The sequence below is a fragment of the Kitasatospora sp. NPDC092039 genome (assembly GCF_044756065.1).
Classification (GTDB): domain Bacteria; phylum Actinomycetota; class Actinomycetes; order Streptomycetales; family Streptomycetaceae; genus Kitasatospora.
Genome location: NZ_JBIVSD010000006.1, coordinates 189,044 through 211,519, shown reverse-complemented (window position 1 = coordinate 211,519; position 22,476 = coordinate 189,044). Strand labels below are relative to the sequence as shown.

Below are 22,476 nucleotides of genomic sequence, written 5' to 3'. Positions count from 1 at the left end.
GCGAACCCGCAGGACGAGACACGGCCCTCCGTCTCCGGTGCGGGTCAGCGCTGCGGTCCGGACTCGGCCGCGGGCACCCTCTCCGGGGCCGGGTCCCCGGTGACGCCCAGGTCCTGGGTTCCGATGACGGACAGCAGTTCCAGCTGTTCGGCCCCCCGGCTTCCGGGCGGTGCGGTGAACCACAGCAGGCGTTGGCGTCCGTCCTCGCTGAGGAGGTTGTAGCAGTCGAGTTCGATGACGCCGAGCGCGGGGTGGACGATCCTCTTGTGGTCCATGCGGCGCACCGCGACGTCATGGGTGTTCCAGAGGGCCGCGAACTCCGGGCTTCGGCGGCACAGTACGGCGACCATCCTCGTGACCTCCGCGTCCCTGCCGCGTCGGGCGGCCGCCGCGTGGAGGTCGGCCACGAACACCCGGGAGTGGTGCGGGTGGTCCTCGAGCGGGTACCTCTCGCGTGCCTGCGGATCGGTGAACCAGCGGTACACGAAGCTCGCCTCCGGGCCGCGGTGTGCCGGGGACGCGCCGAGCAGGGCCAGCGCCAGGTCGTTCTCCACCAGGGTTTCGTGCAGGTCGGTGATGACGCGCGCCGGGGTGTCGGACAGCCTGTCCAGGAGTCCGAGGAACGCGGGCTGCACGTGCGCCGTCGGCCCGTGGGCCGACGGCGGGATCGGCCGTTCGGCCAGGCGGAACAGGTGGTCGCGCTCGTCGCCGTTCAGACGCAGAGCCCGGGCCAGGGCGGCCAGGGTCTGGGTCGAGGGCTGTACGCGGTGCTTCCCACCACCGCGTTCCAGCTCGGTGTAGTAGTCGGCAGACAGCCCTGCCAGCTGGGCGACTTCCTCTCGGCGCAGCCCGGGAACGCGCCGGCGCGGGCCTTGGGGGAGACCGACCTCTACGGGGCGGATGCGGTCACGGCGCGTCCGGAGGAAGGCGCCGAGTTCTGGAAGGTTCACCCCTTGATGGTCGCGTGCGCGCCGGGCCGCAGCCAGGGGATGGCACCCCCTGGGTAGACGCAACCCTGGCTGGGGGCGGGGGACCGGCCGATCGTGGAGGTCGCGGCAGGGCGGCGGCGCGACCGCGGCCCTGACCGCGGCCACCACTGGAGTCGGCGGTGCCCACCCCCCGTCCGTGACGTCCCCTTGAGAACAGGAACAACCGGCCATGCCTTTCGCGAACTTCAAGGTCCCCGAGAAGACCCTCACCCCGGAGCAGAAGGAGGAGATCGTCACCCGCGTCACCGAGCTGTACGTCGAGATCTACGGCGAGCGCGCCCGGAACAACACCATGGTGCTGGTCGAGGAGGTCGCCGACGGCGGCTGGGGCATCTCCGGCAAGGTGCTGACCCTCACCACGCTCGGTGAGGCGGCACCGACCGACACCAGGGACCTCTGACCGCTCCAGGCCCCTGCGTGAGCAGCGCGACGAGCCGCTGCCCGACACCGTCGGCGGCGACCGGCACGGCCGCCGCTGACGGCTGATCGGCAGCAGGACGGTCTTCGGCTACCACCGGGGCCCGTACCGCGGACCGCTCCACGCGTTCCGGACGATCACGACCTTCGACCTGGCCGATCGCAGCCCGGGGGCCTGCCGGTCCGTCAGGCGCCGGTGGGTGTCACCACGCACTGGTCGTCGTCGACGACCTGGAGGTAGCCCTCGGCGACGAGGACGTCGATCTTGTAGTCCTTGGTGCCGAGTGCCGCGGGCTTGAGCGCCTTGTCGAGCCACTCCTGCACGCCGCCGCCGGGCATGCCGTAGAAGGCCGCCGTGTGGCCGCGCCACACGTCGAAGGGCTTCAGGGCGTTCAGGCAGTGGTAGGCCTTGCCGTCCTTCGGGTCGGGGTTGAGCCCGTCCGGCGTCAGCGAGCGCTGGGTGTACGGTGTGCCGGGGTCGGCGAGGTAGCCGCCCTTGAGCTCGCCGAAGCGGTCCAGCTTGGTGCCGACCGGCACGGTCCACTTGGTCCGGTTGACCTGGCCGTTGAGCCGCTGGAAGCCGCGATCGGGCGCGAACTGCCAGTCCCCCGTGTCGGATTCGGCGTAGAGCTTCACGAAGTTGGTGGCGCTGAGACCGCCGAACCGCTGGTACCCCCTCAGCAGGACGGCGATCGGCTCGGTGTTGGGCAGGGCGGCGGGGCCGAGCCGGGGGTCGCCGCAGTAGTACTGCTCCGGGTCGACGACCGGCGGGACCGGCCGGTTCGGGCAGTCGTCGGGCAGGACGGCACGGGCGGCCCGGACGGCTCCGGGCTGGGCCACGGCGTCCCCGGCGGCCGCGAGGCCGGTGATCGGCAGGGCACAGGCGAGGGAGGCGGCGGCCATCGAGCGAAGACGCATGCTGAACTCCGTTCCGGGAGGCGGCTGGATGCACAGCGGAACGTAGTGGATGGTCTACGAATTGTTCTCCATCGCCACAGCTCGTAACTCCGATGGACCTCGCCGTCCCAGCGGACGGTCTGGGCCCGGATCAGTGTCCCGGGCGCCGGGGGTCAGCAGGCCGGGACCCAGGTGTGCGAGCGGGGTCGTTCGCCGGCGGGGAGGTCGCGCCGCTCGCCGCGCTCGACGCAGTCCAGGAGGACCTGCCGGTCGGGGTCGGCGTAGTAGCGGACGTCGACCAGGCTGGCGCCCTCCTCGGTGCCCTGGCCGTTGTTGTAGACGGACCGGGGCGGCCGGTCGGCGGCCCAGGCGCAGGTGCGGCCGCCCTGCGTCCAGTCCCGGTAGCCGTCCACCCAGGCGCACATCTCGCCGCGGCCGTCGGGTTCGGAGAAGAAGCAGACGGAGCCGTGCCCGCAGCGTGCGTAGCCGATCGGGTCGCGGCCGGCGGCGTGGCCGAGAAGGCCGGCCGCCAGGCCCGCCGCGGCGACGGCGACCAGCGGGCGGCGGTACCGGTGCAGCAGCGGGCGGCGCGGGCGCCGGCCGGCGCCCGCGCTCCGCACCCGGCACAGCAGCGAGGCGGTGCTGTGGCGGGCCCGGTCCTCGGGACGGCGCGCCAGGCAGTCGTGGACGATGTCGTGCCACACCGGCGGCAGCCGGGGCGAGATCCGCAGTTCCTCCTCCCCCCGGGCGTAGCGCAGTGCGGCGTCCCGGCGGGCCGCGGGGGTCGCGCCGGGCAGGGGCAGGGCGCCGGTGAGGACGAGGTGGGCGAGGACGCCGAAGGCCCAGACGTCGGCGGTCGGGCGGATCTGCCGGCCGCGTTCGCCGACCTCCGCCCAGAGCAGGTCCGGCGGGGTGTAGTCGGGGGTGGCGAACGGCGGGGCGTAGGCGTGGGTGCCGTCGAGTTCGGCGGCCAGGTTGAAGTCGGCGAGCCGCGCGGTGCCGTCCGGCATCAGCAGGACGTTGCCGGGCTTCAGGTCGCCGTGCACCCAGCCCGCGCGGTGCAACTGGGCGAGTCCCTCGCAGATCTCCGCGAGCAGGGCGGGGCCGGTCCGGGGGGTGCGGTCCTCGGCGAGCAGGGTGTCCAGCGAGCGGTCCGCCTCCTCCAGCACGAGGACGGTGGCGCCGTCGAGTTCGGGCCGGTCGGGCTCGTCGACGGCGAGGATCTCGTAGAGCCGGATCAGCCGTGGTGCCCGGACCCGGCTGAGCAGTTCGGTCTCGCGGTCGGCCAGTTCGCGCAGGTGGCGGAGCTGGCGCGGGGTGCGGGTGCCGGTGGGCAGGAACTTGAGCGCGGCGCGGGACGGCAGGCCGGCTCGCGGGAGGGCCCGGCGGGCCGCGTACACGCTGCCGAAGGCGCCGTTGCCGAGCAGGCGGCCGACCCGCCACGCGCCGATCCGGTAGCCGTCGGGGACGCTCAGCGCCCCGCAGGGCCCGGGCGGCAGGCTCACCACGCGGTCCCGGGGGCGAGGAGGGCGAGGTCGTCCTCGCGGACCAGGTCGAAACGCAGGGCGAGGGAGGCCAGCGCGTCCTTCTTGCCGACCAGGCGCGGACCGGAGGCCGCGGTGTCCGGGGCCGGCTTGAGACGCAGCTTGACGGCCAGGTAGTCGATGTTCCACTGGACGGCGGCGCGGTTGGCGGACGGCCAGAGCGGCCGGAGCCGTTCGACGACCTGGTCGACGGTGGGCGCCGGGGCGTGCGGATCGCCGCGCAGCCGGGACTCGCAGAGCGCGGCGAGTACCAGGAAGTACCGCTTGGAGTGGTCGAGCGGGAACGCCAGCAGGGTGGGTTCGCCGCCGGGGCCGCCGGAGGTGTCCCACCCGGTCGGCGCGTCCCGGTCGGCGTAGTCGTGGCGCGGCGCCCAGACGTCGAGGCTGAGCAGCTCGGACCCGGCGGGCAGGACCACCCGGGCGAACTCGAACGGGACGGGCGCGGCCAGCCGGCCCGGTGCGACCTTGATGTGCTCGCCCGCGCCCTCCGGGTTCTCCACGACGTAGGTGGAGGTGCGGCTGAGGTTGCTGAGCGTCCAGTACGTGCCGGTGGCGCCGATCTCGCCGGCGGTGCGCGAGACGCCGCTGTGCGGGATGCCCAGGCCGGGTGCTGCGTCCGCCGCGGCGGCCCGGCCGAATCGGAGGGTCTGCCCCGGTGCCAGGTGGAACCGGTCGCCCGGAGCCATGCCGGGCCCGGGCACCACGATGATGCTGTACATGCCGCTTCCCTTCCCCCGTCTGCGGTCCGGGGAAAGGGTAGCGAGCGGAACTAAACGTTCTCGTAACGTCCGGTCACCACCGGTACGGAGGCGTACGGACGGCGCCGGAGGGGCGGATCAGCACTCGCCGCGCCAGCGGAAGGCGTCGACCGTCCGGCCGCCGTCCGGGAAGTTGCCCCGGCCCTCCGCCCAGCCGAAGTGCAGGCACTGGCCGCCGCCCTCGCGGAACGACACCTGGACGTGGTCGTAGCCCGGCTGCTCCGTCCCGTTGTTGAAGTACGACCGGCGCAGCCCGCAGGTGCTGGCGGGATCGTCGACGGCCGAGCGGCAGACCGTGCCGGTGCCGTCGGGGCCGGAGTAGAAGCAGACCTGGCCGGTCGGACAGTCCTGCCAGGCCGGGGCCGGGCCGCCGGTGCAGTTGCGGCTGGTGACGCTCGGCCAGTGCCGGTTCAGGCCGCTGTACTCCACGCCGTCGAAGCGCACCGGCACCCGGTCCTTCTCGTAGGTGAAGTCGCCCGTCGCCGCGTAGCGCTGCTCGTAGTGCAGGTGCGCCCAGTCGGTGCCGCCGGTGCTGCCGATCCGGCCGATCCGGGTCGACGGCAGCACCGGGTCGCCCTTCTTCACGAAGGCGGCCGGGTCGTCCATCAGGTGGTAGTACGCGGTGAACCAGCCGTTGCCGTGGCTGATCTGGACGGTGTTGCCCGAGCCGTCGTCCCAGTAGGTGGCGGCCACCGTGCCCGCCGCGGAGGCCAGCACCGGCAGGGCGTCGGACCCGGTGTTGTGCTCCACCACGATGTCCAGCGCCGGGCTGTGCTCCTCGCCGTAGGTGTCCAGCTCCCAGGTCGTCCCGCACGGGAACGGCATCTGGAACAGCGGCGGCGCCGGCTGGGCGGCGGCCGTTCCGGCTCCCGTTCCGGCGGCGAACGCCGTGAGCACGATTCCCAGGACGACGGCCAGTACCCCCGGCCGCCACCGGTCGCGAACGCGGTTGCCCATGTCTCCCCCTCTTCCGGTCGGCGGCACCCGGGGCGGGCACCGCCACCGCCATGCTCGGGCCCTTCCGGCGGTCGCGGCACCTCGCAACAACGAGGGTTCGACGGTCCGGGCCTCTGCGGGTGGCGTCCCGGCCGGCGCGTCCGCGGCGGCGTTCCGTCAACCTGTCGGTGCGCTGTACGCCCGGTCGGGTTGACGGCGCCGGGTTCGCGGCCGGTGGGGGGCCGGCCGGGTGAGGATGGGCGCGGCCGCGCAGGTGCGTACCCCGGAAGCGGCGTACGGAAGGACACGGTGTGGACTGGACAGACCGCCGTACGACGGGCCGCCGTACGATCAGGCACCCCCGGCCGCCCGGCGTGGACACCCTCCACTACACCGCGCGGAGCGGCCTCGACGCCGTCCCCGATCCCCGGCACCGCGGCATGGTCGCCGGCGTTCTGGACTCGGGCCTGGTCGACGAGATGATCGCCTTCGTCGGATCCTTCGCCCCGCCCGTCGACCTCGGGCAGGTCCGCGCCGACACCGCCGCGCTCACCGCCGAGTTCGCGGCGTCCGGTGTCACGGTTCCCCCCGCCACCACCGCCCACATCACGCTGATGCGCGCCCTGATGGTGCCGGTCGCCGACGACGCGACGGCCCTCGCGCTCGACCGCGTCTGGGTGTTCACCACCAACACCGACGACGTGTGCTGCCACGACCGGGCGGAGGCCGGATCCGTCCTGCGGGCCGGCATGCTGCCCGGGCGATCGGCGTCCTCGCCGAACACCCGGTACATCGAGTACATGTTCGACGAGATCGCGCGGTTCTGCGATCCGGTGTTCCTCGCCGTGTTCAAGACCTTCTTCTACAACGCGATCAGCGGCGTCCTGATGGAGGCGGAGTTCACGCCGGAGGCCTCGGACGAGGTCGACAGCGACTTCGTCCGCGTCTTCAACGGCTTCTCCCAGTTCTGGTTCAGCTCGCTCCAGTTCACCGATCCCTGCCTGGGCTCCGCCGACAACCGGGCCTTCTGGTCGGCCGCGCTGAGCTCCTGCGTCGCGTTCCTGAACGACGTCAACGACGTCCTGTCCTTCTACAAGGAGGCGGTGCACGGCGAGGACTTCGCCGTCAGCCGGATCCACCGCCGCGCGGTGAGCGAGGGCATCCCGTACCTCGCCGCCTACCGCAGGAGCCTCGACAGCGGCCTGACCGCCTACCGCCGGATCCTGGACCTCGCCACCGACGAGCAACGCCCGCACCTCGACCGGTACATGAAGGCCTTCGCCTTCTGGCACCTCCGCTGCCGCCGCTACCGCTGGCAGGACGTCTACCCCGGGCTGACCCCGATCGACGCCTGATCCGGCGGGCAGGCCGCACCGGCCGGCCGTACAACCACCGCACCGCCGTCGGCGAGCCGGCCGGCCGTCGCGACACCGGCGGGCGGACGGGCGGACGGGCGGACGGGCGGGCGGTCGGTCGGGCGGTCGGACGGAGCGAGGGCGGTACCCGTGCGCGCGGTCCGCGCACCCGAACCGGCGGTCGAGGCCGCCAGGTGGAGCGCGGGCGACCCCTCGCCGAAACGCCCGTCCCCTGGTTCCCCCGAGCGCGCTCCGCCGTTGGCCGGGGGGCGGACGCCGACGGCGGAGGGCGGCTTGACAGCGGGCGCCGGGGGGTGAGACGGTCACAAATGAATAACCCCCCAGAATGGTTATGGAGGGGGCCGCTGCTCACCCCGGCGGGACGCGGAAGGACTGCGAGGTCAACCCGAGATGGACGCACCGGTTCGCTACTCGATCCTCGGCGCCGTGCGGGCCACCCGCGGCACCACGGAACTGGAACTGGGGCCTCCCAAGCGGTTGGCACTGCTCGCGCTGCTGCTGCTCCGGGCGCCCGGGCCGATCACCCTGAGCGAGGCGGTGGACATCCTCTGGGACGACGACCCGCCGGCCAGCGCGGTCAACGTGGTGCACCGTCACATCGGCGCGCTGCGAAGGACCCTGGAGCCGGGCCTGCGCAGCCGCACCGAGGCGGAGCACCTGGTGCGGGCCGCGGACGGGTACCGGCTGCTGGTGGACACCTCCGCCTCGGACCTGCTCCGCTTCCGCGCCCTGCGCGCGCAGGCGCAGCAGGCCGTCCGGGCCGGCGCCGCCGAGCGGGGCGCGCAGGACTTCGTGGCGGCACTGGGCCTGTGGCACGGGCCGACCATCGCGGCCGGCACGTCCGTGGCCCAGCACCCGCTGTTCACCGCGGCGGGGCACGAGTACGTCGCGACCGCCAAGGAGGCCGCCGACGTGGTCCTCGCCTCGGCGCCCGCACTGACCGACGAGGTCCTGACGGCGCTGCGCCGGGCCGTCGACTGCCACCCCTTCGACGAGGCGCTGCACTCCCGGATCGTCGCCGCGCTGGCCGCGACCGGCCGTCAGGTCGAGGCGCTCCAGCAGTTCGAGAGCATCCGGCGCACCCTGGCCGACGAACTGGGGGTCGAGCCGGGGCCCGGTCTGCGTTCCGCCCGGCAGCAGGTGCTGCGCCGACAGGCCGTACGGCCGGCGGACGGGCCGGAGCGGGCTGCCGGTCCGGTGGTGCGGCCCGCCCAACTGCCCCCGGTGCACCTGCCCTTCGCGGGCCGGCGTCAGGTCCTGGACCACTGCCTGGAGGCGCTCACCCCGTCGGGCCGGCAAGCCCCGTCGCCCACGACCGTGGCCGTCTGCGGGATGGCCGGCGTGGGAAAGTCGACGCTGGCCCTGCACTGGGCGCACCTGGTCGCCGGGCGCTTCCCCGACGGGCAGATCCACGTCGACCTCCGGGGCCACCACAGCGCGCAGCCGCCGCTCACCCCGGCCGCCGCGATGACCGAGGTGCTCGGCGCGCTCGGCGCCCGCCCGGACCCGGTGCCCGCGAGCACGGCGGAGCTGGGCGCGCGCTACCGGCGGACGCTGGCCGGGCGTCGGCTGCTGATCGTCCTGGACGACGCCAGGGACTGCGAGCAGGTGCGTCCGCTGCTGTCCGGCGCCCCTGGATCCCTGACGATCGTCACCAGTCGAAGCCGACTGGAGGGGCTGGCCGTCACCGACGACGCCCGGCTGCTGGCGCTGGCTCCGATGGCCGGGCCGGAGGGCCTGGAACTGCTCGAACACCGGTTGGGCGCGGACCGGGTCGCGGACGCGCGGGCGGCGGCGGAGGAGATCGTCGGGCTGTGCGGCGGGCTCCCGCTGGCCCTGGCGGTGGTCGCCGCCCGCGCCCGGACGCGCCCGGACTTCCCGCTCGGCGCGCTCGCCCAGGAGCTCCGCGACAACCGGGACAGCCTGGTGGCCTTCTCCAGCCACGACGCCCGCACCGACCTCCGCAGCGTCTTCTCCCGCAGCTACGACACGCTGAGCAGCGGCGCGGCGGCCCTGTTCCGGCTGCTCAGCCTGTACCCGGGGCCGGACTTCTCGCTGCCCGTCGTCACCAGTCTGACGGGTACCCACCCCTGGTCGGCCCGGGTGCACCTGGCCGAACTCGTGGACCGCAGCATGGCGGTGGAACGGGTTCCCGGCCGGTACGCCTGCCACGGGCTGCTGCGCGGTCGCGCGGCGGAACTGGCCCACTGCGTGGACGGGGACGACGCCCTGGCCGAGGCCCGGGCCCGGCTGTCCGAGCACTACCTGCACAGCGCGGCCGCCGCGGCCGCCCTGCTCGTGCCGCACGGCGAGGGTGACGGTGACGGTGACCACGGCGGTGACGGCGACCGCGACCGGGACGGCGGCAGTGGTCTGCCGCTGCCGCCCCCGCGGGCCGGGGTCCGCCCCCAGCGGTTCGACGACCCGACGGGCGCCGCCCGGTGGATCGCGGCCGAGCGGCCCGCCCTGACGGCGCTCCTTCGGGAGGCGGAGGGCGGCCCCGGAGCGGCCGCCCTCCGCCAACACCTCACCACCGCGCTGGAGTCGGGCGCCCGGTTCGCGGCGCCCTGACCCTCCGGCGGGCGTCGGTTCAGGCGGCCCTGGGCCCGGCCACGGCCCGTAACTTGCGCAGCGCGTGGTGCTGACGGGACTTCACCGTCCCGAGCGGCACCCCGAGGATGCCGGCGGTCTCCTGGATGGTGCGGTCGCACAGGTAGATGTGGACCAGGACGGCGCGGTGCTCCGGCGACAGCCGCCGCAGCAACAGCCGGGCCAACAGCACGTCGTGCACCGAATCGGTGCCGTCGCGCACCGCTTCGCCGGACTCCCGCCGTACGGACGGCTCCTCGTGCGAGCAGCCCACCACCTCCCGGCGGGCGTGCGGCCGGCGGACCGAGTCGATCACCAGGTGCCGGGTGACGGTGAAGAGCCACCCGCGCACCGAACCCTCCAGGCCGACGAGGCGGTCGATGTTCCGCCAGGCGCGCACGGCGGTCTCCTGGACGATGTCCTCGGCGAGCCCGTGGTCCCCGGTCATCCGCTCCGCGTAGGCCAGGAGGGCCTCCCGGTGCTCTCTCATGATCACGCCGAGGAGGTCCGACCGGGTCGCGGTCGCGCCGCGGGTGGTGGCGGTGACGGCCGTGGTGGTCGCGCGGCGCCGGCGGGCCGTGCCGCGCACGGTGGCCTCGCCGGTCATGGTGGCCGTCGGTCGGTGAGTCATTCCGGTCCCCTGTCACATGGTGGGCGGGCGGGTGCCGGGATGCGTCCTCCGGCACCGCGTGTTCCGCACACTAGGAGCCCCCCTGTGTCCGAACAGTGACGTTTCCCTGCCGCCCGGGTGCCGGTGCGTCAGTCGGCACGACGGCCCTGCGTCAGTGCGCGTCACACACCGAACCCCCGGCCCCCCGCCGCAGCTCGGGCGGCGGGGGAGCGGGGGTTCGGTGGCTCCGGCGCCCGGGCGGGGCGCGGTCAGGGGACGGGAACGGGGACGGGAACGCGGCTCAGCCCGGGCCGGCGAGCACGTCGGCGAGCCGGCCGGCGCCCTCCTCGATCACCTCCGGGCGGTGGGCGGCGAAGGACAGCCGCATCGTCCCCGGGTCCGCGGGGCCGGCGTGGAAGGGCGCGCCCGGCAGGTAGGCGACCCCCTTGGCGACGGCGTCGCGCAGCAGCGCCCCGGTGTCGTGACCGGCCGGCAGCCGGGCCCAGACGAACATCCCGCCGTCCGGCCGGCTCCAGGTGCTGCCCGCGGGCAGCACCCGTGGGAGCGCGGCCAGCAGCGTCGCACAGCGCTCCCGGTACGCCGCGCGCACCGACACCAGGTGGGCGTCCAGGTCGTGGTCCGCCAGGTACCGCGCGGCGGCGGCCTGGTCGACGGTCGAGGAGTGCAGGTCGAGCGCCTGCTTCGCCAACAGGCAGGCGCGGCGCAGCGTCCCCGGTGCGCGGAGCCAGCCCAGCCGCAGGCCCGGTGCGATCGTCTTGGACAGGCTGCCCAGCAGCGCGGTCCGGTCCGCCGCCTCCGGCTGCGAGGCGATCCACGGCACCGGCTCGCCGCGGAAGCGCAGTTCGCCGTACGGGTCGTCCTCCACGATCCGGAACCCGTGCTCCGCCGCGAGGCGCGCCACCTCCCTCCGGCGGTCCCCCGCCATGGTCTGCCCCGTCGGATTCCGGAACGTGGGGACGAGGTAGAGCAGCCTGGGCCGCGCGGTGGCGACCACCCGCTCCAGCGCCTCGACGACGATCCCCCCGTCGTCCGAGGGGACGGGCACGACCGTCGCGCCCGTGTAGGCGAAGCACTGCAGGGCCGCGAGGTAGGTGGGGTCCTCCACGGCCACCACGTCCCCGGGGCGCAGCAGGGTGGCGGCCAGCAGGGCCAGGGCCTGCTGCGCCCCGGTGGTGATCAGCAGGTCGTCCGGGCGGGTCGGGAGGCCCTGCCGGGAGAGCCGGGCCGCGATCGCCGCGCGCAGGTCGGGGTCGCCGTCCGAGCCGGAGTACTGCAGGGCCCGGCCCGGGGACTCGCTCAGCACCCGGTCGTAGGCGCCGCGGAGGTTGTCGGCGTCGATCAGCTCCGTGGCGGGGAGTCCGCCGGCGAAGGAGATCACGTCGGGCCTGCCGGTGAGGGCGAGGGCCTCGTGGATGGCCGATCCGCCGGCCAGGACGGGCGGCTCCACCAGGGCGGGCGGCGGCATGCGTGCTGAGGGGGGTGTCATGACTCTCCGATCGTCATACGGTCGTTCAGTGGTTCAGTCGGTACCCGGGCCGGCGGCCGCGGGCGGTGCGGCCGGCAGGCGCCGTTCGAGCAGCGCCGTCACCTCGGCCATGAACTGCCGGGTGGTTCCGCTGCCGCCGAGGTCGGGCGTCGCCGCCGGTCCGGCGGCGGCCTCCACCAGGCAGGAGCGGAACACCTCGGCCGCGGCCCGGTGGCCGGCGTGCTCCAGCAGGAGGACCAGGGACATCGCCGCGCCGTAGGGGTTGGCCGTCCCCGTTCCGGCGATGTCGGGGGCGCTGCCGTGGACGGGTTCGAACAGGGCGAACCCGGTGTCCGGGCAGATGCTGGCGCTCGGCGCGAGGCCGAGCCCGCCGGCCAGGGCGGCGCCGATGTCGCTGATGACGTCCCCGAAGAGGTTGGGAGCGAGCACCCCCTCGTACCGGCTCGGGTCGCGTACCAGGTGGTAGCAGAACGAGTCCGCGTACTCCTCGGAGCCGGCCAGGCCGGGGAAGGCGCGGAGTTCCCGGCGGAAGACGTCCTGCCACAGGCGCCCGGTGTTCGGCACCGCGTTGGACTTGTGCACCAGGGTGGCCCGGCGGCGTCCCGCGGCGTGCAGCCGGGCCAGGCAGTAGCGGACGAAGGACTCGACGGTCTCCCGGGTGTAGACGCACTCGTCGATCGCCACCGTGACGGCCCCGGAGCGGGCGACCGACCCGCCGACGCCCGCGTAGAGCCCCTGGGTGTTCTCGCGGTAGAGGTCGACGACCCCGTGCTCCAGCACGACGGGCCGGTGGTTGACGCAGAGGTCGAGGCCCCGGCGCAGTCCGAGCAGGATCTCCCGGCCGTGGGCCATGTCGGGGATGCGCGGGTCGCCGAGCGCCCCCAGGTAGACGGCGCCGTAGTCCCGGGCGAGGCGGTCGAGCGCCCCGGGCGGCAGGCCGACGCCGGTGGCCAGCCAGCGGTCCGCGCCCCAGTCCAGGACGTCGTAGCTGAGGCCGAGGCCGAACGCCTCGCTGACCGCCGTCAGGGCGGGCAGGGTCGCCGGGACGACCTCCTTGCCGATCCCGTCGCCGGGCACCACCGCGATCCTCATGACCGCGGCTCCGTGCCGAGCGGCGCCCCGACGGAGTCGCCGAACAGGGCCTCGACGGAGCTGAGGCGTCCGGCGATCGCCGTGGCGGCCACCACGTACGGCGACGCGAGGTAGACCCGGCCCGGCCCGGAACGTCCGGGGAAGTTGCGGTTCTGGGCGCTGACGGTGACCTGGTCCGCCCGCTCGGAGACGCCGGGGCCGGCGTTGATGCACGCGCCGCAGGACGGTGGCAGCACCTGCACCCCCACGGCCGCGAACAGGTCGGTGTACCCGCGGTCGACGGCGTACCTCATCACCGACTCGCTGCCGACCTGGATGTACGCCTCCACCCCCGGCGGCACCGTCAGGCCCCGGTCCCGGGCCAGCGCGAACACCTGGGCGTACATGTCCATGTCGTACGCCTTGCCGCCGGTGCACGAGCCGCCGTACACCTTGTCCACCGGGACGGGCTCGCGCACCGAGCCGAGCGGGACGGCGTTGCGCGGATCCCCGGGCAGCGCGACCATCGGCTCGACGTCCGCCAGCTCGACGGCCACCACCGCGCTGTAGTGGGCGCCCTCGTCGGAGGCGAGGAGCGGGCCATCGAGGACCGGCCCGCCGGGGACCTCCCCGCCGATGACCGGCGCCCCTGCACGCCCGGCCAGGAACTCGCGCGTCACCTCGTCCGGTTCGAACAGCGCGGTCATCGCGCCGGCCTCCACGGCCATGTTGCACAGCGTGGCGCGCTCGTCGGTGTTCAGCCCGGAGCATCCCGGACCGGTGAACAGCAGGACCTTGCCCAGCGTCCGGCTGCCCTCGATCATCGGGTGCGCCAGCAGGCCGAGCATGAGGTCCTTGGCGCACACGCCCTCCGGCAGCCGCCCGGTGAGCTCGATCCGCAGGACCTCCGGCACCTTCACGAGGGTTTCCCGGCTGTACCAGGCGCTCGCGATGTCGGTTGCGCCGACGCCGAACGCGAGGGCTCCGACCGCGCCCGCGGTGCAGGTGTGGCTGTCCGTGCCGATGATCACGTCCCCGGGCCGGGCGACGTGCTCCACGATGTGGTTGTGGCAGATCGCCCGGCTGCCCCCGCCGGTGGCGGCGGGGCCGACGAAGTGGCCGCCGGCGGCCGTGGCGAACTCCAGCTGCCGGCGACCGAGGTCGTGGATCCGGCCGACCAGGTCCGCTCCGCCCGGCCGGCGGGCCACCACCTGGTCGGCGAGCGACAGGTGGTCCTGGAAGAAGTAGCAGGAGTCCGGGTCGGCGAGCGGGGCGTCCGCCCCGAACTCCCGGGTGAACATGCCGGCGGCCATCGGCGTCACGTACTCGTGGGAGAACCTGACGTCCGTCCGCACGAAGTACGACTCGCCGGCCCGGACGGTGCCGCCGGCCGGCGCCGGGTTCCTGGGCGCGAGCCGGCTCTGGAGGATCTTCTCGACGATGTTCAGCGGCCGGCTCCCGGCGAACGCGGGCAGCGGCCCGGTGCCGTGCCCGTCCGCCGTCCGGCGGTGGAAGCCGAACAGCCCGCCGAGGTCGATGACGGCGCGTTCGACGTCGTTGGCGCTGCCGGTGAAGGCCGCCAGCGGCAGTTCCTCCCCGGCCAGCAGGGCGGCGAGGAGGTCGAAGTCCTCGCAGGTGACGATGCCGACGTTGCGGCAGTTCTGCTGGTAGATCCGTTCGAAGGAGCGGGCGAAGACCAGCTCCGTCCCGGCGTACTTCTCCGCGTACACCGCGTGCTCCCGGGAGGATCCGCAGCCCTTGGCCTCCCCGCTGACGATGACCTGCGGGGCGAAGGCCCTCACCGCGCCCTCGCCGAACCGCCGGTCCCGCAGGCCCAGGTACGCGAAGTCGCCGAGCCGTTCGTCGTACCAGAAGCAGCACCAGCCGGGGATGATCTCGTCCGTCGAGACGTTGTTCCGCAGCGGCTCGCGCAGCAGCCGCTGCGGCGTCGGTCCGCCCTCGCCGGCCAACTGCCCGGCGACCAGTTCCGGGTCCTCGGTGAGGACCAGCACGTTCCCGTGCAACGCGATCGTGCGGGGGGACGCGTCCGGCGTCCCGTCAGTGGCCCGTCGCAATGACCCGTCCTATCTCTTCGTCGGTGAGCGGGGTGCGGCGCGTCTTGGCCAGCTCCAGCACCCTCTTGACCACGTCGGAGTCCTCCGCCGGGTAACCGTGCGTGGTCAGCCAGTACTTGACGCTGCTCGCGCCGGAGGCCGCGTCCACCAGCACCTCCTGCTCCCGGCCCAGCAGCCGGGCGGGGACGCCCGCGTAGACGCCGTCCTTCAGCGCCTCGTCGCCCTTGCGGTGGGCCTTGAGGATGGCGGAGGCGTGCACCCCGGCGCTGGTCTTGAAGACGTCGCGGCCCATGCCCGGGTAGTTCCGCGGGATCTCGACGCCGAGCAGCGGGGCCGCGTGCTCGACGTACCCGCGCAGCGCCCTCAGGTCGTACGGGTGCCCGTCGTTCAGGCGGTGGTTGACGATGATCTGGTCGAGCGACGCGTTGCCGGCCCGTTCGCCGACGCCGAGGACGGTGCCGTGCACCCGGGCGCAGCCGAGGGACAGCGCGACGAGCGAGTTCACCAGGGCCAGGCCCCGGTCGTTGTGCCCGTGCCATTCGAGGTCCACGGTGTGGCCGCGCTCGGCGAAGTACCGCCGGGTCCAGCGGATCAGGGCCGCCGTGCCCCTGGGGACGGCGGCCCCCACCGTGTCGCACAGGGTCAGCCGCCGCACGCCGGTCTCAACCGCGACGTCGTACACGCCGGCGAGCACCTGCGGGGTGCAGCGGACGGTGTCCTCCAGGACGAGGACGAACTCCGCCCCGCCGCGGGCGCACTCGGCGGCCGCCGTGCGGATCGCGCGCTCGATCAGCCCGGGGTCCCAGTCCTCCACGTACTGCCGGATGGGGCTGACGCCGATGAAGGCGTACGCCTCGACGCCGATCCCGGCCCGCTGGCCCATCTCGCAGATCGCGCCGATGTCCGCCGGGTGGGTGCGCCCCGCGAAGCCGGGGACCAGGTCGAGTCCGGCGGTGGCGATGTGCCGGGCCAGGGCCGTGCACTCCTCGGCCGCCGCCGGGTCCGAGCCGGGGAACCCGAGGTCCGCGCACCGGATGCCGGAGCGGACCATGTGCTCCAGGAAGCCGAGCTTCTGCTCCGGTGTCGGGTTGCGGACGTGCGGCGCCTGGAGGCCGTCCCGGAGGGTCTCGTCGAAGACGAGGCCCGTACCGCCGGCACCGCCGTGCTCCTCGTGCCCGTCGTGCTCCGCCGCGTGTTCCGTGCTCGCGTCGTTCCAGCTGTACCAGACGTCCTGCCCGGTCTCACTCACGGTCTTCCCCTTCCTGACGGGTGCTCGCGGTCACGACCGGTCGGCGGTCGCGGCGCCGGACACGGCGTCGGACACGGCGGCGTCGAGCATCGCGGCGACCGCGGCCAGGTCCGGCTGGCGCATGACCCGCGCCGCCCGGAGCCGGACACCGGTGTCCTGCTCCAGGGCCGCGAGCAGCCGGGCGATGTCGATCGAGGTTCCGCCGGCCCGGATGAAGTTGTCGTGCGGCATCAGCGCCGGATTGCCCAGCAGGGCGCGGCAGTGCTCCAGCACCCGCCGCCGGGTGGCCGACGCCCGGTCGTCCGGGAGTTCCTCCGCCGCCTCGGCGGCCTCCGCCTCGACCGCGGAGCGCCGTTCGTCCTCGGCCAGCAGCGCCGCCCGGTCGACCTTCCCGTTGGCGTCGTACGGGAGTTCGTCCAGCAGCCGGACCCGGGAGGGCACGGCCTGCGCGGGCAGCCACTCGGCGGCCAGCGCCAGCAGTTCCGCCTCGTCCGGACGGGCGCCGGGCGCGGGCAGGACGAAGGCCAGCAGCCGGCCGCCGCCGGGCGAGGCGACGGCGGCCCGGCTCACCCGCGCGTCGCGCTCCAGGGCGCCCTCGACCTCGGCCGGCTCGATCCGGACACCGCTGATCTTGAGCTGGTCGTCCACCCGGCCGAGGAACTCCAGGACGCCGTCCGCGCGCATCACCGCCCGGTCGCCGGTCCGGTACGCCCGGCCGCCGCCGGCCTCCTGCGGTGCGGCCGGGAAGCGCCGGGCGGTGAGCTCCCGGTCGAGGTACCCCAGGGCGAGGGTCGGTCCCGCGATCCACAGCTCGCCCGGTGTGCCGCGGCCGAGGACCGACCCGTCCGCGTCGGTGACGAAGGCGCGGGCCCCGCCCAGCGGGCGGCCGATCGGCGGCGGGCCGGACCGGTCGTCCGCCGGCTCCCCGTCGAGCGGGTGGAAGGTCGCCGCGATGGTGGTCTCGGACGGGCCGTAGACGTTGTCGGCCCTGGCGGTCACGTCGGGCCCCGGCCAGCGCCGGAGCCGGTCGCCGCCGATGCACAGGTAGCGCAGCGGCAGTCCCGGCGGCCAGGGACGGTCGAGCACGGTCTCCGCGAGCGGGGTGGGCAGCAGCGCGGCGGTGAGCCCGGACCGCTGCCACCAGTCGGTGAGCGCGGCCGGGTCGCTGCGCGCCTCCTCGGGGGCCACCACCAGGGTGGCGCCCGAGGCCAGCCCGCCCCACAGTTCCAGGAAGTGCGCGTCGAAGGCGGTGCTCATGAAGAGGCCCTGCCGCTCGCCGGGCCGCAGCCCGGACCGGCCGCGGTACCAGCCGACGGCCCGGGCGAGGGACCGGGCGCCGACCAGCACGACCTTCGGGGCCCCGGTCGATCCGGAGGTCAGCACGGCGTACCGGGCGCCCGGAGGGAGGTCCGCCGGGCCGGCGCCGCACGGGAGGTCCGTGGGGCCGGTGGCGGGCTCCGGGCCCGGCCCGGGCACGGGCACCCGTACGTCCAGCCGTCGCGCGGCGCCGTCCCGGCCGGGCCCGGACACCTCGACCGCGCGGTGGTCCGTCGGCAGCCCGTCCCCCGGGTCGCCCAGCAGGCAGCCGAGGCGCAGGCTCCCGGCGAGCGCGGTCAGCCGCCCCGGGGCGGGCCGGGGGCCGAGCAGGACCTGGACCGCTTCCAGCCGGGCGAGCGCGACCGTGGCGGCCACCAGCAGCGCGGAGCGTTCCAGGCACATGCCCACCACGTCGCCGGGGCGCACCCGCTCCCGCAGGGCGTCGGCCAGCTCGGTGGCCGCGGCGTCGATCTGCGCGTAGGACCACCGGGTGCCGTGCTCGTCCACGGCCACGGTGTCCGGGGCCAGCCGCGCCCAGGAGTCGAAGGCGGCGAGCACGGGGTCGGCGGCGTCGGGGAGCGCCGGCCCGGCGGCGGCCGGGTCGCTGGTGACGATGCTGAGGTCGGCGGTCGCCCGCCGGGGCGTCGCCGGTGTGCGGTGGTTCACGGTTCCTCCGGTCTCGGGGGCGGTCATCCCAGCCCCATGGAGCGAGCGATGATCACCTTCTGGACCTCGGAGGTCCCTTCGATGATCGTCATCATGCGGATGTGGCGGTACAGGTACTCCAGGGGGTGGCCGCGCACGTAGCCGGTGGCTCCGTGCACCTGCAGGGCCCGGTCGACGACGTCCACGGCGACCTCGGTGGCGACCAGCTTGGCGAGGGCGGCGTTCTCCCCGCTCTCCAGTCCCTCGTCGACCAGTTCGGCGCAGGCCAGGGTGAGCAGCTTGGCGGTCTCCACGCCGGCCCGGCCGGTGACGAGGTGCTCCTGCACGTGCTGGTAGCCGCCGATGACCTGGCCGAACGCCCGCCGTTCCCGGGCGAATCCGACGGCCTCGCGCAGCGCGAACTCGGCGATGCCGTTGCACTGGGCGGCGACCAGCAGCCGCCCGTAGGCGAGGCTGTCCATGGCGTACTCCACCGCCGAGCCGATGCCCTCCGACTCGCCGACCACCGCGGCCATCGGCAGCCGTGCCTCGTCGAGGACCAGCTCGAACAGCGGCTCCCCGGCCATGCCGGCGTACTGCTGGCCGCGCCGCAGCCCCGGGTGGTCGAGCGGCATGACGAACGCGGTGGCGCCGCCGTGCCCGGTGGGGCCGTCCGTCACGTCGGCGACGACGATGGCGTAGTCGGCGTGCCCGGCGTTGCTGACGAAGGTCTTGCGCCCGTTCAGCACCCAGCCGTCGCCGTCCCACCGGGCCTTGGTCGACATCGCGAAGGAGTCGGAGCCGGAGCCGGGTTCGGTCATCGCGAGGCAGCGCAGCTTCTCCCCGCGCACCATCGGGACGAGGTACTCCTCGATCTGCCGGGCGGTGCCGTGCGTCAGCAGCCAGCTGGGGCCGTCCGGCCCGGCCAGGGCGTACGGGGCGAGCGGGCAGCCGCTCGCCCCGGCGGCGTGGTGGAGCTGCACCAGGGCGGTGACCGGCATCCCGGCGCCGCCCATGGACTCGGGGTACTCGGCGCCGTAGAAGCCCAGGGTGGCGGACCGCCTGCGCACGTAGTCGCGCAGCTCCCGGGGCGGACCGTCCACCGGTTCGGGGACCTCGGCGGCCAGCGGCACCAGTTCGCGCTGCACGAAGGACTCGAAGCTGGCGGTGATCTCGCGGTGCCTGCGTTCCAGCACGGAGGAGGGCTGCGGCATCACGCGGCCACCTCCAGGGCCCGGGCCTGGTCCGCGAGGACCGGGTTGCGGAAGACCGTGCGCAGCGGCGGCCGGTGGCCCAGCCTGGGTTCCAGCCAGGCGACGAGCTGGGCGGCGAGCAGGGAGTGCCCGCCGACCTGGAAGAAGTGCGAGTCGGCGGTGAACCGGTCGTGGCCGAGGACCGCGCGCCACCCTTCGGCGAGCAGGGACTCGCCCGGGCCGGCGAAGCCGGTGCCGTCCTGCGTGCCGTCCCCGGTGCCGGTGGCCTGGGCGGCGGGCTCGGCCGGCGCGGCCGCGGCCGCGAGCGCGGCCAGCCGGGCCCGGTCCGGCTTCCCGCCGGGCAGGGTGGGCAGGGCGGCCCGGGCGATCCACCGGGCGGGCAGGAACGGCGCCGGCAGCCGGCCGGCCAGGGCCCGGTGCAGGGCGCGTTCGTCGAGCGGGCCGTCCGTGGCCACGAAGCCGGTCAGGACGGGGCCGGCCACCGGGTCGTCGTGCAGGACGACGGCGCAGGAGCGGCCGCCCAGTTCGGCGGAGGCCGCCGCCTCGATCTCCTCCGGTTCGATCCGGTGCCCCCGCAGCTTCACCTGGTTGTCCCGGCGGCCCAGGAAGTGGATCCGCCCGGCCGGGTCGCGGTAGCCGCGGTCCCCGGTGCGGTAGACCCGCTGCCCGCCCAGGGCTGGCAGGGTGACGAAGCGCTCCGCGGTGGTCCGCTCGTCGTCGAGGTAGCCGGTCGCCAGGGTGCCTCCGGCGATGGCCAGTTCACCGACGGCGCCGTCCGGCAGGGGGTCGAGGCCGGTGTCGAGCACGAGGACCCGGGTGCCGTCGATCTCCGTGCCCAGCGGGGTGTCCCCGCCGCGGGCCAGGTCGTCGGCGGTGACGGTGTGGGTCACCGAGGTGACGGTGGCCTCGGTGACGCCGTAGGCGTTGAGCAGCCTGGTGCCGGGGTGCGCCCAGTCGGCCAGCGCGTCGACGGGCAGCCGTTCGCCGCCGACCACCACCGTCGTCGGGTGCCACCTGCCGTCGCGCCGCGCCGCAGCCAACTCGCCCCGGACGGACAGGAAGTAGCTGGCCGGCAGGTTGGCGACGGTCACCTGCCGGCCGGCGAGGACCGCGACCAGCTCGTCGGCGGTGGGCACCTCGCGCTGCGGGAGGACGAGCGCCGCGCCGGCGGCGAGGGTGACGAGCACGTCCTCCAGGTTCTGGTCGAAGGAGGGCCTGGCGAACACCAGCACCCGGTCCGCGGCGGTGAGGGCGAGCCGCTCGCCCATGCCAGCCAGGTAGGTGTCCAGCGCGCGGCGGGGGACCGCCACCGGCTTCGGGGTGCCGGTCGAGCCGGAGGTGTGGATGACGTAGGCCGCGTCCTCGACGGACCGGCCGGGAGCGGCGGCCGGGAACTCGGCGGCGTCCAGCAGGCCCACCGGCGGCCCCTGGACGGGCAGGCCGAGGGCGCTCTCCGCGGTGGCCAGCACCAGGGCCGGCCGCAGCCGGTCGAGCAGCAGCGCCAGCCGGTCGCGCGGGTCGTCCGGCGACAGCGGCGCGTACACCGCTCCGGTGCGCAGGCAGGCCAGCAGCGCCACCACGCTGTCGGCGCCCCGGGGCAGCACGACCGCCACCGGGCGGCCCGCCGTGACGCCCGCGCGGGTCAACCGGTCGGCCAGGGCGGTCACTTCGCGGTCGAGGTCGGCGTACGTCCAGGTCCGTGCCCCGCTGACGAGCGCGGTGGCCGTGCCGTCCCGCCGGGCCGGGTCCAGGGCGGCGACCCGGTCGTCCGAGGGGTCCGCGGACCCGACGGCGGGGAACCCGGCGGCGGACCCGGCGGCGGCCGCGGTGGAGTCGGCGGCCAGCGAGGCCAGCCGGGCGCCGGGGCGGGCGAGGTAGCTCTCCAGCAGTTCCTCGAACCTGGCGGCGAGCAGCCGGATCGACTCCTCGGGGAACACGTCGGCGTCGTAGTCCCACACCGCCGTCATCCCGCTCCCCGGGCGGGAGCCGTCCGCGCCGATGGTGCGTTCGTGGGGGATCAGGACCACGTCGAGGTCGAAGCTCCGGGTGGTGCCCGCGGTGAACGCCTCGTCGAGCGACACCTCCAGGCCCGGCACGTCGATCACCGGAAGGGGGGTGTCATGGGCGTTGAACATGACGTTGAACATCGGGTTTCGGGCGCCGTCGGTGTGCAGGCCCAGCGCCTTGGTGAGCTCCTGCACCGGCACCTCCTGGTGGGGCAGGCCGCGCATCAGCACGTCGGTGACCTCGTCCACCGCCTCGTCGGCCGGGCCGGCCGGGTCCGGTCGCAGGCGCAGCGGGATGGTGTTCACGAACATGCCGACGCTCTCCTCCCAGCCCGGCCCGCGGTTGGCGGTGGCCGTGCCGACCACGAGGTCGTCCCGGCCGCTGTGCCGGCGCAGCAGTTCGGCGAACAGCGTGAGCAGCGTCGTGAACGCGGTGTGCCCGGAGGTCGCGCAGTGGTCGTGCAGCCGTTCCACGAGCCGCCGGTCGAGGGCCTGGCGCAGCTGGGCGCCGTGGTGGCGGCGCTCGGCCCCGGGCCGGCCGAGGCCGGGGAGGGCGATCTCGTGGGCGGCGCCGCGCAGTTCCTCCTGCCAGTACTGCAGGCTCTTCGCCAGGTCGGCGGTGCGGGCCGACTCCTGGAGGTGCTCCTGGTAGCCGCGCGGCCGCGGCAGCACGGGTTCCGTGCCGAGCAGCCGGCAGCGGTAGAGGGTGAACAGGTCGCGCAGCGCGATCACCCAGGACCGGCCGTCGTGCACGAGGTGGTGCTCGACGTGGACCAGCCGGTGGTGGTCCGGGCCCATCCGCACCAGGCACCACCGCACCAGCGGCGCGGCGTACGTGTCCAGCGGCGTGTCGGCCTCCGAGCGGACCAGGGCGGCGAACTCGGCCTCCGGGTCCTCGGCCGCCGAGAGGTCGACCTCGCGGAAGCGGGGCACGCTGTTCGCGCTGACCCGCTGGCCCGGCAGGCCGCCCTCCCGGTCGACGAGCTCCAGCCGGAGCCCGGGGTGCCGGCGCAGCACCTCCTCCCAACTGTCCAGCAGGGCCCGGACGTCCAGCTCGCCGCGCAGCTCGATGGCCGCGGTGGAGTTGTAGGCGCGGCTGCCGGGGAGCAGCTGCTCGTGCAGCCACACGATCTCCTGGGACGGGGAGAGCGCGTAGACGGTGCCTTCCGGTGGTGTGGTGCTCTGCTGTGGCATGGTGCCTTCCTTGTGGTCGTTCGGATCGTGTGGGTCGTACGGGTCGTGCCGACGGTGGGTCGGTCGGTCGGTCGGTCGGTCG

16 protein-coding genes are annotated in these 22,476 nt (G+C 74.9%); 3 read left to right on the top strand and 13 right to left on the bottom strand.

Annotated features, from left to right (window positions below):
• Positions 1 to 44: 44 nt before the first annotated feature.
• On the bottom strand, positions 45 to 950 hold the full coding sequence (locus ACIQI7_RS14815) for a helix-turn-helix domain-containing protein (RefSeq protein ID WP_401109232.1): 906 nt from the start codon (positions 948 to 950) through the stop codon (positions 45 to 47).
• A 208-nt stretch (positions 951 to 1,158) separates the two neighbouring features.
• Here ACIQI7_RS14815 and ACIQI7_RS14810 point away from each other — a divergent pair, with 208 nt between their 5' ends.
• Positions 1,159 to 1,389, top strand: coding sequence for a tautomerase family protein (locus tag ACIQI7_RS14810; RefSeq protein ID WP_401109229.1), 231 nt, complete (start codon positions 1,159 to 1,161; stop codon positions 1,387 to 1,389).
• A 203-nt stretch (positions 1,390 to 1,592) separates the two neighbouring features.
• On the opposite strand, the gene ACIQI7_RS14805 is transcribed toward ACIQI7_RS14810, so the two are convergent.
• The 4 genes from ACIQI7_RS14805 to ACIQI7_RS14790 form a co-directional block, all read right to left on the bottom strand.
• The gene (locus tag ACIQI7_RS14805; protein ID WP_401109226.1) at positions 1,593 to 2,324 is read right to left on the bottom strand and encodes a TNT domain-containing protein; all 732 of its coding nucleotides are present in this window, start codon (positions 2,322 to 2,324) and stop codon (positions 1,593 to 1,595) included.
• A 152-nt stretch (positions 2,325 to 2,476) separates the two neighbouring features.
• Positions 2,477 to 3,808 carry a serine/threonine-protein kinase gene (locus ACIQI7_RS14800; protein ID WP_401109225.1) on the bottom strand — a complete coding sequence of 444 codons (1,332 nt, stop codon included), beginning with the start codon at positions 3,806 to 3,808 and terminating at the stop codon, positions 2,477 to 2,479.
• Positions 3,805 to 4,566 carry an FHA domain-containing protein gene (locus tag ACIQI7_RS14795; RefSeq protein WP_401109222.1) on the bottom strand — a complete coding sequence of 254 codons (762 nt, stop codon included), beginning with the start codon at positions 4,564 to 4,566 and terminating at the stop codon, positions 3,805 to 3,807. The genes ACIQI7_RS14800 and ACIQI7_RS14795 overlap by 4 nt, the downstream gene beginning before the upstream one ends.
• Positions 4,567 to 4,683: 117 nt before the next feature.
• Positions 4,684 to 5,562 (bottom strand): peptidoglycan DD-metalloendopeptidase family protein, encoded by an 879-nt coding sequence (locus ACIQI7_RS14790; RefSeq protein WP_401109219.1) that lies wholly within the window; start codon positions 5,560 to 5,562, stop codon positions 4,684 to 4,686.
• 290 nt (positions 5,563 to 5,852) lie between these two features.
• Between ACIQI7_RS14790 and ACIQI7_RS14785 the strand changes: the two genes are divergently transcribed.
• Both ACIQI7_RS14785 and ACIQI7_RS14780 read left to right on the top strand, forming a co-directional pair.
• Positions 5,853 to 6,896 carry a hypothetical protein gene (locus ACIQI7_RS14785; RefSeq protein WP_401109216.1) on the top strand — a complete coding sequence of 348 codons (1,044 nt, stop codon included), beginning with the start codon at positions 5,853 to 5,855 and terminating at the stop codon, positions 6,894 to 6,896.
• 411 nt (positions 6,897 to 7,307) lie between these two features.
• Positions 7,308 to 9,488, top strand: a complete 2,181-nt coding sequence (locus ACIQI7_RS14780; protein ID WP_401109214.1) for a BTAD domain-containing putative transcriptional regulator — start codon at positions 7,308 to 7,310, stop codon at positions 9,486 to 9,488.
• Between the two features lie 19 nt (positions 9,489 to 9,507).
• Here ACIQI7_RS14780 and ACIQI7_RS14775 read toward each other — a convergent pair whose 3' ends face one another.
• From ACIQI7_RS14775 to ACIQI7_RS14740, 8 genes are all read right to left on the bottom strand, one after another.
• On the bottom strand, positions 9,508 to 10,137 hold the full coding sequence (locus tag ACIQI7_RS14775; protein ID WP_401109211.1) for a sigma-70 family RNA polymerase sigma factor: 630 nt from the start codon (positions 10,135 to 10,137) through the stop codon (positions 9,508 to 9,510).
• Positions 10,138 to 10,417: 280 nt separating this feature from the next.
• On the bottom strand, positions 10,418 to 11,602 hold the full coding sequence (locus ACIQI7_RS14770; RefSeq protein ID WP_401109209.1) for a PLP-dependent aminotransferase family protein: 1,185 nt from the start codon (positions 11,600 to 11,602) through the stop codon (positions 10,418 to 10,420).
• A 54-nt stretch (positions 11,603 to 11,656) separates the two neighbouring features.
• Positions 11,657 to 12,715, bottom strand: a complete 1,059-nt coding sequence (locus ACIQI7_RS14765; RefSeq protein ID WP_401109206.1) for an isocitrate/isopropylmalate family dehydrogenase — start codon at positions 12,713 to 12,715, stop codon at positions 11,657 to 11,659.
• Positions 12,712 to 14,718 carry an aconitase family protein gene (locus ACIQI7_RS14760; RefSeq protein WP_401109203.1) on the bottom strand — a complete coding sequence of 669 codons (2,007 nt, stop codon included), beginning with the start codon at positions 14,716 to 14,718 and terminating at the stop codon, positions 12,712 to 12,714. Before ACIQI7_RS14760 ends, ACIQI7_RS14765 begins: the two co-directional genes overlap by 4 nt.
• 34 nt (positions 14,719 to 14,752) lie before the next feature.
• Positions 14,753 to 16,018, bottom strand: a complete 1,266-nt coding sequence (locus tag ACIQI7_RS14755; protein ID WP_401109201.1) for a LeuA family protein — start codon at positions 16,016 to 16,018, stop codon at positions 14,753 to 14,755.
• Between the two features lie 30 nt (positions 16,019 to 16,048).
• Entirely contained in the window at positions 16,049 to 18,001 is a 1,953-nt protein-coding gene (locus ACIQI7_RS14750) for a non-ribosomal peptide synthetase (RefSeq protein WP_401109199.1), read from the bottom strand.
• A 23-nt stretch (positions 18,002 to 18,024) separates the two neighbouring features.
• Entirely contained in the window at positions 18,025 to 19,194 is a 1,170-nt protein-coding gene (locus ACIQI7_RS14745) for an acyl-CoA dehydrogenase family protein (RefSeq protein ID WP_401109196.1), read from the bottom strand.
• The gene (locus ACIQI7_RS14740) at positions 19,194 to 22,394 is read right to left on the bottom strand and encodes an amino acid adenylation domain-containing protein (RefSeq protein ID WP_401109193.1); all 3,201 of its coding nucleotides are present in this window, start codon (positions 22,392 to 22,394) and stop codon (positions 19,194 to 19,196) included. The genes ACIQI7_RS14745 and ACIQI7_RS14740 overlap by 1 nt, the downstream gene beginning before the upstream one ends.
• Positions 22,395 to 22,476: the final 82 nt, after the last annotated feature.